We start from the raw sequence: 13,798 nt of genomic DNA, 5'->3' as shown, positions 1-13,798 counted from the left end.
ATATGGGTATTCTTTGGCACCGGTGATAAAGGTTTTTTGCCCGTTCAGATACACCTTGCCGTTTTTACGGGTGTAGGTGGTGGTCGCGGCGCTATTGTCCGAGCCTGCGCCCGGTTCGGTCAGGGCCAGCGCATAGGCCGGATCTCCGGTAGCCAGCGTGCTTTCTGCCGTCTTGCGCAGCTGTTCGGCCGAACCGAAACGACGCATGCTGTGAATACACTGGCCGTTGGTGATCAGAAACGCCGGTGCGCCACATTTGGAGACTTCCATCAGCGCCAGCATCTGGGTGACATAGTCCGCCGGAATGCCACCGAATTCTTCCGGCACACCTAACAGAGAAATACCGCTATCGGCGAGCGCGCGCATAAACTCGGTAGGGTAGGTTGAGGTCTGATCGCAGGTGCGGAAATACTCCTCCGAAAAGTTATTGCCGATCAGTTCCCGAATACTGGCAAGCAACAGTTCCTGCTCTTCAGTTAAAGAAAAGTCCATAGCCTTACTCCTTTTAATATACCGCTTCAGGTAAAGTGAAACCCATGACGCCGTCGATAAACAGTCTTTCGTCCATCAGTTTCAGCTGTGGGGAAATAACCGGGGCGAAATCCATTTTTGCCAGAATGTCTTTTTCCAGATCGACACCGGGGGCAATTTCAACCAAGTGCAGGCCATCTGCTTTGAGAGTAAAGACGGCGCGTTCGGTGATGTAGCGCACGTCTAATCCCCGCTCGAGCGCGATTTTGCCGCTAAAGGTGATTTCTGGTAATTGCTTGACGAATTTGTTGATCCGTCCTTCCTGCACAATATTCAGCTGGCCGTCGGCGACCTCGGTTTTTAAACTGCCGGCGGTGAGGGTGCCGCAGAACACAATCTTTTTCGACGTCGCGCTGATATCGATAAAGCCACCGGTCCCCATGATTTTGCCGTTGAATTTATGCACGCCAACGTTACCCTGTTGATCCACTTCGGCAAAGCTCAGGTAACAGACGTCCAATCCACCGCCGTGGTAGAAATCAAACTGGGAGGTCATATCCAGGACGGCACGGGTGTTGACGTTTGCGCCGAAGGCCACGCCCTGGGAGGTAATGCCGCCGATGGGGCCAGTTTCGACCGTTAGCACGAAATCATCGGCACACCCTTCTTCGCGGGCGACCAGGCCGATGCCGTCGGCAATGCCCACCCCGACGTTGCCCACTGCCCCTTTACGCATCTCAAATAGCGCACGTCGCGCCACCAGTTTGCGTTGGTTAAGGGGCAGGGCGATTTGGGTGCTGTCATCGAGCACGAAATCGCCGGAAATAAAGCGGTTTACCGGGGCGCCGCCATACAGCTGCGTCTGCTGTGGATCGACCACCACGATATCAACCAGATAGCCAGGGATACGCACCGATTTAGGGTGCAGCGTCGCCTTCTTGACCATCTTTTGCACCTGCATCATCACGATGCCGCCGTTGTTGTGCACCGCCTGGGCAATCACCAGCGCATCCAGATACATCACCTCATCTTCGAACGAGGCATAGCCTTCGCTGTCGCAGGTGGTGGCGCGAATAAAGGCGACGTTGGGCGCAATGGCCTTGTAGTAGAGATATTCCTGGTTATCGATCTCGATCAGCTTGATGAGATCTTCTGTGGTCACCTCATTGAGTTTGCCGCCTTGTTGACGCGGGTCGACGAAGGTACCAATACCGATATCGGTTAAAATTCCCGGCTGGTGCGCCGCTGCGGCCCGTAGGGTCTGGGTTAACACGCCTTGGGGATAGTTGTAGGCCGCAATCTTGTTCTGCTCGGCCAGATCGGAGATGCGTGGGGATTGCCCCCAATGCCCGCACAGCGCCCACTTCACCAGCCCAACCTGTGCCAGCGGGCTGATGCCGCGATCGGCTCGGTCACCTAACCCTGTCGGGCTGATTAATGACAGGTCACGCGGGGTTTGCGTGGTTTGATATTTTTCTGCCAGCGCGGTAATTAAAGTGGTGGCCTCCAGAATACCGCCACCGGCCCCTAATACGCACAAGGTGGCTTCGTCAGGAATATAATTTACCGCCTCTTGTGCCGATAATACCGGGACTCTGCCATTAATTCTTTTCGGTTTTACCAGATCCATAACCACTCCTGTTGATGACCGATGCATTTATTTTATTTTGCGGGGCAATCAAGCCCACGCGCAGGCGTGCGGATGCCGCAGCCAAGCCGCAGAGTTGATTGCTGTATTAATAACGTTTGTCAGTTAAGGCGATTGATGCACCTATTTCTTTGCTTAACTAACCCCTATTAGCGTTCCAATATTTATTGAACGGGAATACTATTATTCCCGCCGATAGTGATATCAATACGCCGCTGAATTAATGCAGTATCGTTAATATAGTGCGTAAATCCGTGACGGAGATTTGCCCAGGCGCGGAGGCTTTCTTGACCGCGCCAAAGGTGGCCGCAGAGCCAAAGGTTTCGCCCGCTAGCCGGGAGATAATGCCGGTTTTGGCCATCGACATGGTGATGATCGGCCCGTTGGCATGCTTCTCGTGCATTTCCAGCGTCGCGGCCAGCAGCGTCAATACGTCACTTTTGCTTTGCGGCATCAGGGCGATTTTTGGAATATCGGCTCCCAGCTCCTGCATTTTGCACAGGCGTTGGACGATTTCCTCCTGCGGCGGCGTTTTATGGAAATCATGATTCGACATGATGACTTTGACGTTGTTGGCGTGGGCATGGGCCACGGCCTCTTTGACCAGATCGTCACCGGTAAACAGTTCCAGATCGATCATATCGACCAGGCCGCTGTCCACCGCCGCCAGATTGAGCGCGATATAGGCCTGTGGGGGCAACGCCTGCTCACCGCCTTCCTGGGCGCTGCGGAAGGTAAACAGCAGCGGCTTGTCGGCAATGATCGCTTTGATCTGATGAGCGGCGGCTAGCACGTTGCTGAGCGTGGCGACATCCTCAAAATGATCGACGCGCCACTCCAGAATATCGAAATCGGCGTGGCGATAATCCTGCGCTTCGGCCACCACACTAGGGATATCTTTACCCATCAGCGAGACAATGATTTTTGGCGCGCCTTCGCCGAACACAATGTTTTTTACGGTTATGGTTTTCATTTTGACCTTTTGCATGCTTTTTTGCCGCAATCAATAAGGTGGTGATCTAAGCTCATCACCACGCGCTACGGGAATGCTACGCCTCGAATCCCATCACCTGCTTAACGTATTCCAGTGGGAAATCCTTGCCAGTCCACAGCTTGAACTGTTCGGCGCCTTGCCATAACAACATGCCGTAACCGTCCACCGTTTTGCAACCCGCCTGTTGGGCCATTTGCAGCAACTTGGTCATGTGCGGGTTATACACGCACTCCGTCACCAGCAGTTCCGGCCGCAACATGGCGATGTCGCTGACAATGCTCTCGTTTTCCAGCGGTTTCATCCCGACTTTGGTGCCGTTAGTCAGGATATCCGCGCTGGCGATGGCGCTGGCAAACGCTTGCTGGTCTGCCAGATCGGTCACGGTTACCTTGCAGTCGGTGTTGTCGTTGACCCGTTCGGCAAAGGCGAGCGCCTGATCAAAGAACTCGTCCTTACGATTAAACAGTTTGATCTCTTTGATGCCTTCAACGGCCGCCTGTGCGCCGATAGCGGTAGATGCGCCACCCGCGCCGACTAGCACCATGGTTTTGCCCTTGATATCAAAACCGGTTTCCTTGATGGCCCGAATATGCCCGGTACCGTCGGTGTTATAGCCGCGCAGGTAGCCGTCGTCGTTGACTATGGTATTGATGGCGCCAACCAGTTTGGCCGCAGGCGTTAGCTCATCAACATACTGACAGGCAAACTGCTTGTTAGGCATTGAGACGCCGGTGCCGCGCATTTTTAACGCCTTAAGCCCTTCAATCGCGCTGGCGAAGGTGGTGGTGTCGACTTCGAAAGCCATATAGGTAAAAGGTAGCCCGACTTTATCCAACGCTTTGTTTTGCATCTCTGGTGATAAGCTGTGTCTGATCGGATAGGCCATCAGCCCGATAAGTTCATATTTTGCGGTAACTTCCATTCTAAACTCCTTGTCTAACCATGATCATGTGGGGCGCAAGCCTGCGTAATCGCTGCTTGGGGTTATTGGAAAAAGCGCTCACCCAATCGCAGGTCACTTTGCGGAACTTTGAATACTTGGTAGTAGCGAATGAAGACGATGATGGCGGTAACCAATGCCAGCAGGGCAAAGGCAATATCCAGCAGGATGATGTATTGCAAGCCAATGTTGGAGAGATAACCGGTAATCAATGGGATCAAGAAGTTGGCTAACCCGCCCATCATCATATAAACGCTGGTGACCTTGGCTTTGCTTTTCGGGAAAAACTCCGACATGACAGAAACGCCAAGCTGCAATATCCCCCCGGCGGCAGAGAAACCAATCGCAAAGGCGCCAAGGTTACACACCAGCGGTGAGGGATACAGATAGATAATGGTTGCCGCGATCACCGATACACCGGCGTTAAACACGTTGGCCCACACCGGGCGCACGGTGCTTTTTAACAGCAGGGCAAAGATAAACACGCACATCAGCGAGCCAAGGCTATACCAGGAGATGGTTTTCAGCGCATCGGCCTCCGCCATACCGGCAAATGCCATCGCGTATTTCGGCATCCAGACCACAATGACATAGAAAGTAGAGAATGCGGCCACGCCGAAGATCACGGAGGAAACGCCTTCCAACCAGGCCAGCGGCTTGGTGTTCATCTGCGGCAATTCTTTGGCCACGGAGGCATCAACCAGCTGGCTGGGGAACTTGCTTTTTAGCAGCAGCAAGGTGATCAGGACGAACAGGATCCCCGGGATGACCATCGCGTAGCCGTACCAGATGTGGCTGACCAGCAGGTAGCTGACCAACATCGGATAGAACATCTGGCCGAAAGAGACCATGGCCTTCACCAGGATCACCGCCGAGCCGGAAGTCTTGGGATAACTCTCCATCAGGGCAGGGTAGCCGCCGGTATCGAGCGCCGCATTGGCAACGCCAACGCACACCGCCAGGCCAAAGGCGACGATCAGATTAGGGCTGGCCGGGATGCCAAAGAAGAACAGAATATACAGGGCGACGCCGATCAAAATGGCGGCGCGGCGGCCAAACTTATCCGAGATTACGCCAAAGAACAGAATGCTGACCAGTCGGCCAAGGCCAATGCCGGATATCAGGTAGGCAATGCCCGCGTTGTCGGTGCCGAATTTCTCGGCCAGTGGCGTCATGTTTTGCGCCAGCGTGATGACGCTGGCACCGTGGAGAAAATAACTCAAATAGATACTGATGACCGCTAACAAAAATGGCGCTTTGAAGGCCTTGCTCTGGCTCATACTGTTCTCCGCTTGTCGCTAATTTATTACGTTTTTGGATCCAGGGGATGTGTTGTTCTGTTGGCCTTTCTTTTTAATCAATCATTAATCATTGCGGGAAAGTACTGGGTGAAAACATCCCGATAAGTCACACTGCGGTAAATAACTTGGGTCATGGATAACCGCCAATACATCGGCAACCTGACGTGTGCTGAGTATAGGTAATGCCTCAGATGATAAATACGTAATATGCCGTTTTAGTTTTCAACTTTATTGCAGGGAAAGATGCTGAGGTGGAGTTTGATGGTGTTGCCGAATTGTGCCGATATTTCGCCTGGTCATTTGGGTACAGAAGGCTGCTATCGGGTGTTTGCTGTTTAGGCGTTGTAAACGCCAGTAGCCATTAACAAGCTATTTACTTTGCCAAGGGATCAGCCGCTGACGAAATACTGTCTCATATTGCACAGGGTTATAATAATATTGTATGTGGCGCTGCTTGCTGGAATAAAGCTAGGTTTTTGTATCTAAATAATGCCCCCTCTTCCAAAAGGAGAGGGGACCGATCGAGTCCGTAATGAGTTGTGGAAACTGTACCTGACCACGGCACTGGATCAGCTCCCTCTCCTTGGGGAGAGGGTTGGGGTGAGGGAGATACAGCATAAGAAAGTTAACAGTCAGAGAAGGTAATTTGGCGGGTTCAACTGACCATCTGCACCATCTTAAGGGGACGGTTAGCCTCTTTATGGCTACGGTAGCCAATAAACAGCGCCAACAGAAAACCACAGGCCGCGATACCGGTATCGAACCACATAATGTTGGCGATACTGGTTTCGGAAATCTTGGCGGTAATCAAAGGAATGGTGAACGTTGCCAGGCTACCGGCGCTGTAATAAATGCCGGTGGCTTTGCCTTTTGCGTTGGGAAGGCGGGTAGCCATCAGCGTCAACCCCAGCTGCATGACCCCGCCTGCGGCAGAAAAGCCGATGACGAAAGCGAACACCATCACGACGTACATGTTGGGATACAGGCAAACGGTGAGTAGGGTAATGAAGGAGATAAAGGTATACAGCATCAGAAAGGTGGTTGATTTAAACCTTTTCTTTACCAGCCCGGCGGTGATGAACACGCACATCAACGAACCGATGGTGTAGATGCTCAACAGCTTGATCGACATCGTATAGCTCATACCCGCCACAAACTGGCCATACTGTGCCAGCCACTGGCTGATCAGGTAAAAGGTGGCCATGGCAATATAGCCATATAAGGTATAGCTGATCAGATCTACGATGGAACAGCGGTGATTGTCGTCTGTACCTACATCGGGTTCGGCGGCCACTCGTTGCCCCGGATGAGCAGGGAATGGGCAGCGTAGCAGGAACAGGCCGTTGAGCAGCATAATGCCAGCCGCGATCAGGAAGGACCAGCCAAACCAGACCTCAGCCCAGACCAGCAGGCTGATTACCATCGGCAACATAAACTGGCCGCCGGAGACAAAGGCTTTGATCAAGATATTGGCGGTGCCTGGCGACTTGGGGAACGCTTCCATCAGCGTAGGGTAGGTGCCTGAGTCGAGAAAACTGTTGGCGACGCCGGCTAAAAAACCAAATACATAAGCGATAATAATGGTGTGGCTAAGCAGAATGCCGATAAAGAATCCCAAATAGCACACTATCCCCAGAAAAATAAAGGGCCTGCGGCCAAAACGATCGGATAACATGCCGGTGATTAATAACACACTTAGCCTGCCAATGCCCAAAGAAGAGATGACGATCGAGATGCCAGCGGCATCGGTGTGCCATTGTTCTGCCAGATAAGGCATATTCAAGCTGATTAATATCACCCCCATCCCGTGCACCAGATAATTCAGATACAGCCCCAAGGCCGTTGGTACGTATTTGTTTTCCATAGGTTGTTGCTCAGAAACTCGTTCAATAATAAATAATTCGTGCCGGGAAAAACGGCTGGGCACGAGAATGTTACAGGCATTAGCCTGCTGTCAGGAGTGGTAGTTAGTCAAAACTATGGGCAGGTGGTGTTGATAAGCCTTCCTTATAAAATCCCGTCCATGTTAACGAGTGCGATATGTCCTATTAGTTAGAGTTAACATAGCCGCTCGAGATCATAAGCATAAAGTTGTGCGGCGACCGACTGATAAATTTTCCATTCCAGATAGTCACCTTGGTCGTAGACAGCCAGGAAGGACGCATAATCGGGGAAGAAGCGCATGGTATTATTACCAATGCGATTGTTAATCTTGTCGATGATGGCGTTGATGTGGTTTTTTCTTTTTTTAATCATTTTTGTGAATGTTTCAATAATGACGGCCGGTATTTCACTTTCACCACGCTCCCATTGCTGCCATGTGGCTAAATTGTTGTCAGGTGAAATATAGGTCGCACATTCGTCGACAGTCATAAAAAAAAGCTGACGCAGTGCCTGCAGTTCTAAATGATTCATGATTACGCAGATCCACGTTAGAGAATACCATGCAGAATAAATAGCATTATTGGACGTTTTTCGTCTTGAACAGGGTCACACTATTTTGTGCAATATTATTTGTTGCCGGGGTGTGAATATATTGCCGCATTATGAGGTTTTACTGTGGGGAATTGTAAAGCCGCCCGAGTGGACGGCTTCATTGATTTTGATTCCGAGTTTATTTGCTGACGCGGGTCTGGGAGGGTAACACCGTTAAGCGCTAGTTCTTAACCCGCCTTGGCCGTATTAAACGGCGGTTTGGCGAACCACACCAGCAGGGTCAGCATCAGGAACACCCCGGCAGAGAGATAGAAAATATCGTTGGCCGACATCAGCAAGCTCTGCTGGGTAATTTGATCGTTGATATAGGTCGCTGCTTGCTGCTGGTTGAAGCCCAGATGTTGCAGATCGTGATCCAGGTTGATCGCCGCCGGGTTGAATTGCGTAACCGACTGCGTCAACTGCGCATGATGAAACGATTCCCGGTTGCTCCACAGGGTCATGGTGAGTGACGTGCCGATCGAGCCAGAAAGCGTCCGGAAAAAGTTGCTCAGGCTGGTGGCTGCGGCAAATTTTTCTGGCGCGAGGCCTGATAACGAAATGGTGGTCAGCGGCAGGAAGAAGCAAGCTACGGCAAAGCCTTGCATCAACTGCGGCAGCACCACGGCTGTAAAACCCATCGCCGGGTTAAACGTCATCGCACGCCAGTAGTAGCAACCGGCATAGACGATAAAGCTAAAGGTCACCAGTAACGGCATTACGCGCATGTTGCAGGTCTTCTTTTGAAAAGGCCCCCGCACCCATCAATTGGGTACGGCGTTGATAATCGGCCTGCGCTTGCTGGTAAGCGATTTTAGCCTGGGCAATATTGGCGTTATATTGTGCGTCGTTGACATAGATCTGTTTGGTTTTTCTCACCGTTTCCGCCAGCTTATTTTTGACTTTTTTAAAGTTGAGGTTGGCATCGGTATCATCTAAATTGACCAAGACATCCCCTTGCTGGACTAAATCGGTATTGGTGTAATTCACGCTGACCACGCTGCCGTTAACCTGCGAAGAAATAGTGACCTGATTGCCCATCACATAGGCATCATCGGTGCTTTGCACGTTGCGCGAATTGAAATACCACCAGGCTGCACTGGCCATGGCCGCAATAACAATCACCATTAGAAAAATGAGCAGCCATTGCTTTCTTTTTTCTAATGGTGTTTTAACCGGGTTACTGTCTGACGGTGGTAATTGTGGCATGGCAAAACCCTTGCTTGTCTGTTTTATGAGCAATAGCAAACCATTACGCTGCTGTGGGCAATAAGCTCAGCGCGTAATTTATTCATTGAATGGCTTGGTTAATCACCTTCAGCTTAAAGCGGCATAGGCCTATGGGAAGAAACGCTGAAAGTTCGTAGTGATTATAAAAGCGGGCGTTGCCGTAACACAGCAGAGACATCGGAAATCATTGCAGGCAGCGTCCTACACGTGAAGTCCCGTGGCGTGAGGGGAAACGGCGAATTAGAACTCTAAACAGGGTTATGCTATAAGCTCGTAGATAGCTTGAAATCCTTAAGATAAAGCGTAAGCGAAGAAACATCGCTGACCAACGCTGCCCGTATTTTTATATGACCAGGAAACGACAATGAGTGAAACCAAGTCTTTGAGCGCCGTAATTGTTGACGACCATCCTCTGGCTCGTATGGCGATCAAGAACCTGCTGGAAAGTGAAGGTATTAGCGTCATTGGCGAGGCAGGGGACGGGGCAGAGGCGCTGCTACAGGTGGCGCAGCAGCAGCCAGACGTGGTGATTGTCGACGTCGATATTCCCATCATGAGCGGTATTGAGGTGGTTGAAAAGCTCAGAAAGCAGCAGTTCAGCCAAATCATTATCGTGGTCTCCGCCAAAAACGATCTGTTCTACGGCAAGCGTAGCGCGGATGCCGGGGCCAATGCGTTTATCAGTAAAAAAGAGGGCATGACCAATATTATTGCAGCGGTGCATGCTGCCCAGAATGGCTACAGCTATTTTCCTTTCTCACTGAACGGCTTTGTCGGCAGTCTTTCTTCGGAACAGGAAATGCTGGGATCGCTCTCCAGTCAGGAGATCAAGGTGATGCGTTCTCTCCTCAGCGGTGCAGATAATATGCAGATTGCGGCAGCGATGTTTATCAGCAATAAAACGGTTAGCACCTATAAAAGCCGTTTAATGGAGAAGCTCGGCTGTAGCTCGTTGGCCGATCTATTTGCTTTCGCCAACCGTAATAAAATTGGGTGAGTGGATGCTAAAACGGGCGCTGGGGTTTTGGCTGGTTTTACTGTTTCTGATGCTGCCTGCACGGGCAGTGATCAACGGGCCGATCACGTTAGCGCTGGCGAGTAACCACCTGGTCACGCCTCCGGCCGTCTACTTAGGCCACGACGACTTTATCTGGCTGGCGCAAAAGCGCAGTCTTACCGTCGCGGTGTATGGTGTTGAATCCCAACCGTTGACTATGAATAGCGTCACCGGACGCTATTGGGGGATGAATGCGGATTATCTGGTGTTGCTGGGAAAGGCGCTGAATATCAATGTGAACGTCAAACTCTATGCCGATGAGCAACAGGCATTGGCGGCACTTCTTGCGGGCCGCGTCGATCTTGTTCTCACTACTCCCGGTAGGATTAGCCCGCAAAAGGCTCCCTTTATTGCCAGCTTGCCGCTGGTGCAAGGCTATCCAACACTGGTGACGCGGCTTGCCGAGGTGATGAAGCCGTTTCACGATAATAGCGATAAGCTTAAGATAGCGATCACCCGGGATTTTCCCCCAGAATCATTTATTAAACAGGCATTTCCTAACGCCAGCGTCCTTTCTTTTGCCGATGAATATCAGGCGTTGGCCTCGGTTGCCAGTCATCAGAGTGACTACTTTCTCGGCAATAACCTCACCACCAGTTTTATTATCGCGCGCGATTTCTACCAGACGCTGGGAATGGTGAAGTTCTGGCGAGCACCGCAAAGCGGCGATGTGCTTATTGCGCTCGATAGTCAGCGGCAATTGGTCAACATTGTCGACAGATTTATCAGTTCACTGACCGAACCTCAGCATAGCCAGATTGCTCAGTCCTGGATTGATATGGGTAACCTCACCTTTTTAACCAGGGACCTGGCTTTTACCCCACAGGAAACTCGCTGGCTGGAAAAAAACCGCAAATTGCGCATAGTGATTAATCCCTATTACGCCCCGTTTAGCATGGTGGATGAAAACCAGGAAATACGCGGGATAGTTGGCGATATCCTTAACCTGATCCAGCTGCAAACCGGTTTGACCTTTGAACCGGTGATTGCCAACTCCAATGAAGAGATGGCCAGCATTATACGTAGTGGCAATTGGGATATCCTGTCCTCGGCCACGTACAGCCCAGAGCGGGAAGAACAGGCGGCCTTCACTCATCCGTTTTTGGCGACTCCTTTTGTGATCGTCACCCGCGTTGCAGTCAAGCAGACCGAAACGATGAAGCCTGGTATGAAAGTCGCTATTCCGGCCTACCATACGTTATCGGAAAAACTGAAAACCAAATATCCGGGTGTGCAATGGGTTGAGGTAGAGAACACCGGCGCGGCGCTGAGCATGCTGGATCGGAGGGAAATTGACGCGGTGGTGTCCACACAGCTCGCCTCGCGCTACATCATCGATCACTATTATCCCAATCGGCTGAGCTATTTCCGTATCCCCGACGAGCGCACCGCCCAGATCGCCTTTGTCATTCCACGTGGCTCGCAAGAGTTACAAAGCATTCTGAATAAGGCAATCGACGATATTCCCCCCAAAGAACTGATGAATTTGGCTGGGAAGTGGGTAAAAACCCCCGAAGTGAAAATTGACACCTGGAACCTCTATAACCGGCCTTTTTACCTGGTGATCGTTCTGGCTACGCTGCTGGTTGTCAGCAGCTTGCTGTGGGGAGCCTATCTGCTGCGGGCCATCCGTAAAAGCAAAGAGGCACAGGCTGCGCTGGAGTATCAGCTTGGTTTCCGCCAGACCTTATTCAACTCGATCCCCGTGCCGGTGTACGTTATTTCGGTGGAAGGTGAGCTCGAAAGCTACAACAGCGCCTTCGGGGCCTTCTTCACCCCCGAGTTACATGCCGCGATGCATCAGTCATTGTTCGATCGCCGTCATCCACTAGCAGACATTTTCACAGCGCTTCAACCCAATATCCAGCAAGGGCTGCAAGTCAACCAGGTTATCCCTCATCAACTGGTGCTGAATAATGGCACGGAAGAGCGCCTGATCCTGCACTGGTTAACGCTGTGCCAACTACCCGCCAACACGCCGCCCACGCTGATTTGCGGCTGGCAGGACATTACCGAATCCAGGCAACTGATGGAGGCGTTGCAGGTGGAGAAAGACAAGGCCATCGATGCCAATCGGGCCAAGAGCACTTTCCTTGCCAGCATGAGCCATGAGATCCGTACGCCGGTGAGTGCAATCATGGGGTTCCTGGAGTTACTGACTACCCATAGCCAAAGTCCGGCAGCAGAGAAGGAATCTATTCAGTTGGCTTATTCCACCGCTCAGTCACTACTCGGTCTGATTGGGGATGTGCTGGATATGGAAAAAATTGAGTCTGGCAACTTTGAGCTGGCGCCAGAACGGGTGGATCTTGCCTCGTTGTTAGCTACGACGGTGAGTAGTTTTGAAGGGGTGGCCACGCTGAAAAACCTGCGGCTGTCGGTCGATTATCGCCTGGAAAAAACGCAGGCGCTGTGGCTCGATCCGCAGGCAGTGAAACAGGTGCTGGCCAATCTCCTCAGTAACGCTATCAAATTTACCGTTGAGGGAGGGATCGAAGTGATAGCGCAAACGCACGCGCAGGGCACCGATCAAACTCGCCTGACGCTGAGCGTGAGAGATAGCGGGGCGGGCATTAGCCCGCAGGAACAGCAACATCTGTTCAAGCCCTTTAGTCAGACCAAGTGGGGCAAGCAACAGACCGGATCGGGATTGGGTCTGACGATCTGCCGTGAGTTGGTTGAACGCATGGCTGGTACCATAGACATGGCCAGCCAGCCGGGCAGGGGCACCACCATGACGATGACGCTCACCACAGCGGTTGCGGATCTGGAAAAGGTTGCCGCCATTTCATTCACACCGAAAACGCTCGTCAGTGGCCCAAAAGCGCTGAGGATTGTGATTGCTGACGATCACCCTACAAACCGGTTGCTGCTGCGTCGTCAGTTGGCTACGCTTGGCTATCGGGTCGATGAGGCCATTGATGGTGTGGCAGCTCTGGCCTTGATCGAGGCCAATCCGTACGATCTGCTCATCACCGATCTCAACATGCCTAATATGGATGGCATCACGCTGACCAGTCGGGTGCGTGAATTCAATCAGGACATCATTATCTGGGGGCTAACCGCCAACGCACAGGCTGAAGAGAAAGAGCGCTGCCTGGCGATGGGCATGAACCTGTGTCTGTTCAAACCGGTAGATTTACCGCAGTTGGAAGCGGCGCTACAAGGTGTGACAGGACCTTCGCAGGCCGATCCACTCAGCGAATTTGTCGATATGGCGACGCTGCAGGCACTCAGCTTGGGTGACAACGCCCTGATGCGCCAGATGCTTGCACAGTCGCGCCTGGAAAATGACCAAGATTTGCTGGCGGCGAGAAAGGCACTCCAATTACAGGACTGGCCAACTCTGCAACGCCATTTACACCGCATTAATGGTACGGCTCAGCTGCTGGGGGCCACGTCATTACATCTGCTTAGCGAAGAACTGGAAAATGCGTTGGCGACGCAACAGCATGAGGCGGTGATCGAAGAGGGCATGCGCGAGCTGGAACAGTTGCTGCAGGGGCTGAATGCAGCTATTGAGGCATTTTTCCGCCCATAGGGATATATTCATACCCTGTCATGTTGCACTCATTTGATATAAGCCTACAAGTGTAGTCCCGCACCTACAGTAATTACCAATCCCTCTGATATCTTCGCAACGATGCCTGTTTTAATATCCTTATCAAGTTTTGCGGCGAAC

Annotated in this window: 10 protein-coding genes and 1 pseudogene; 2 read left to right on the top strand and 9 right to left on the bottom strand. The window is 51.8% G+C overall.

From position 1 onward, the window contains the following. From ACLQ7H_RS14965 to ACLQ7H_RS14925, 9 genes and pseudogenes are all read right to left on the bottom strand, one after another. Positions 1-492, bottom strand: a 492-nt coding sequence (locus ACLQ7H_RS14965; RefSeq protein ID WP_411753363.1) for an acyl-CoA dehydrogenase family protein, incomplete at its 3' end; no start/stop codon positions are given. Between the two features lie 13 nt (positions 493-505). After that, positions 506-2,101, bottom strand: coding sequence for an acyl CoA:acetate/3-ketoacid CoA transferase (locus ACLQ7H_RS14960; RefSeq protein ID WP_411753362.1), 1,596 nt, complete (start codon positions 2,099-2,101; stop codon positions 506-508). Between the two features lie 238 nt (positions 2,102-2,339). Continuing rightward, a complete protein-coding gene (aroD, locus tag ACLQ7H_RS14955) occupies positions 2,340-3,092 on the bottom strand; it encodes a type I 3-dehydroquinate dehydratase (protein ID WP_411753361.1) in 753 nt (250 codons plus the stop codon). A 76-nt stretch (positions 3,093-3,168) separates the two neighbouring features. Further along, complete coding sequence (ydiB, locus tag ACLQ7H_RS14950; RefSeq protein ID WP_411753360.1) at positions 3,169-4,035, bottom strand: quinate/shikimate dehydrogenase; 867 nt, start codon at positions 4,033-4,035, stop codon at positions 3,169-3,171. Between the two features lie 62 nt (positions 4,036-4,097). After that, positions 4,098-5,333, bottom strand: a complete 1,236-nt coding sequence (locus ACLQ7H_RS14945; protein ID WP_411753359.1) for an MFS transporter — start codon at positions 5,331-5,333, stop codon at positions 4,098-4,100. Between the two features lie 676 nt (positions 5,334-6,009). Beyond that, positions 6,010-7,218 (bottom strand): MFS transporter, encoded by a 1,209-nt coding sequence (locus ACLQ7H_RS14940; RefSeq protein WP_411753358.1) that lies wholly within the window; start codon positions 7,216-7,218, stop codon positions 6,010-6,012. Between the two features lie 194 nt (positions 7,219-7,412). Then, entirely contained in the window at positions 7,413-7,769 is a 357-nt protein-coding gene (locus tag ACLQ7H_RS14935; protein WP_411753357.1) for a YdiL family protein, read from the bottom strand. A gap of 248 nt (positions 7,770-8,017) precedes the next feature. Beyond that, positions 8,018-8,548, bottom strand: a pseudogene (locus ACLQ7H_RS14930) (MFS transporter); the annotation flags it as partial. Continuing rightward, positions 8,526-8,870 carry a biotin/lipoyl-binding protein gene (locus ACLQ7H_RS14925; RefSeq protein WP_411753365.1) on the bottom strand — a complete coding sequence of 115 codons (345 nt, stop codon included), beginning with the start codon at positions 8,868-8,870 and terminating at the stop codon, positions 8,526-8,528. The gene ACLQ7H_RS14925 and the pseudogene ACLQ7H_RS14930, both read right to left, overlap by 23 nt. A 571-nt stretch (positions 8,871-9,441) precedes the next feature. Between ACLQ7H_RS14925 and evgA the strand changes: the two genes are divergently transcribed. Beyond that, positions 9,442-10,056, top strand: a complete 615-nt coding sequence (gene evgA / locus ACLQ7H_RS14920; RefSeq protein WP_141133270.1) for an acid-sensing system DNA-binding response regulator EvgA — start codon at positions 9,442-9,444, stop codon at positions 10,054-10,056. Between the two features lie 4 nt (positions 10,057-10,060). Then, the gene (locus tag ACLQ7H_RS14915) at positions 10,061-13,657 is read left to right on the top strand and encodes a response regulator (RefSeq protein WP_411753356.1); all 3,597 of its coding nucleotides are present in this window, start codon (positions 10,061-10,063) and stop codon (positions 13,655-13,657) included. Positions 13,658-13,798: the final 141 nt, after the last annotated feature.

The sequence above is a fragment of the Serratia sp. (in: enterobacteria) genome (genome assembly GCF_046715635.1).
Taxonomy (GTDB): Bacteria; Pseudomonadota; Gammaproteobacteria; order Enterobacterales; family Enterobacteriaceae; genus Chania.
The sequence above is the reverse complement of the archived record's forward strand: the minus strand, read 5'-3'. Positions and strand labels throughout refer to the sequence as shown.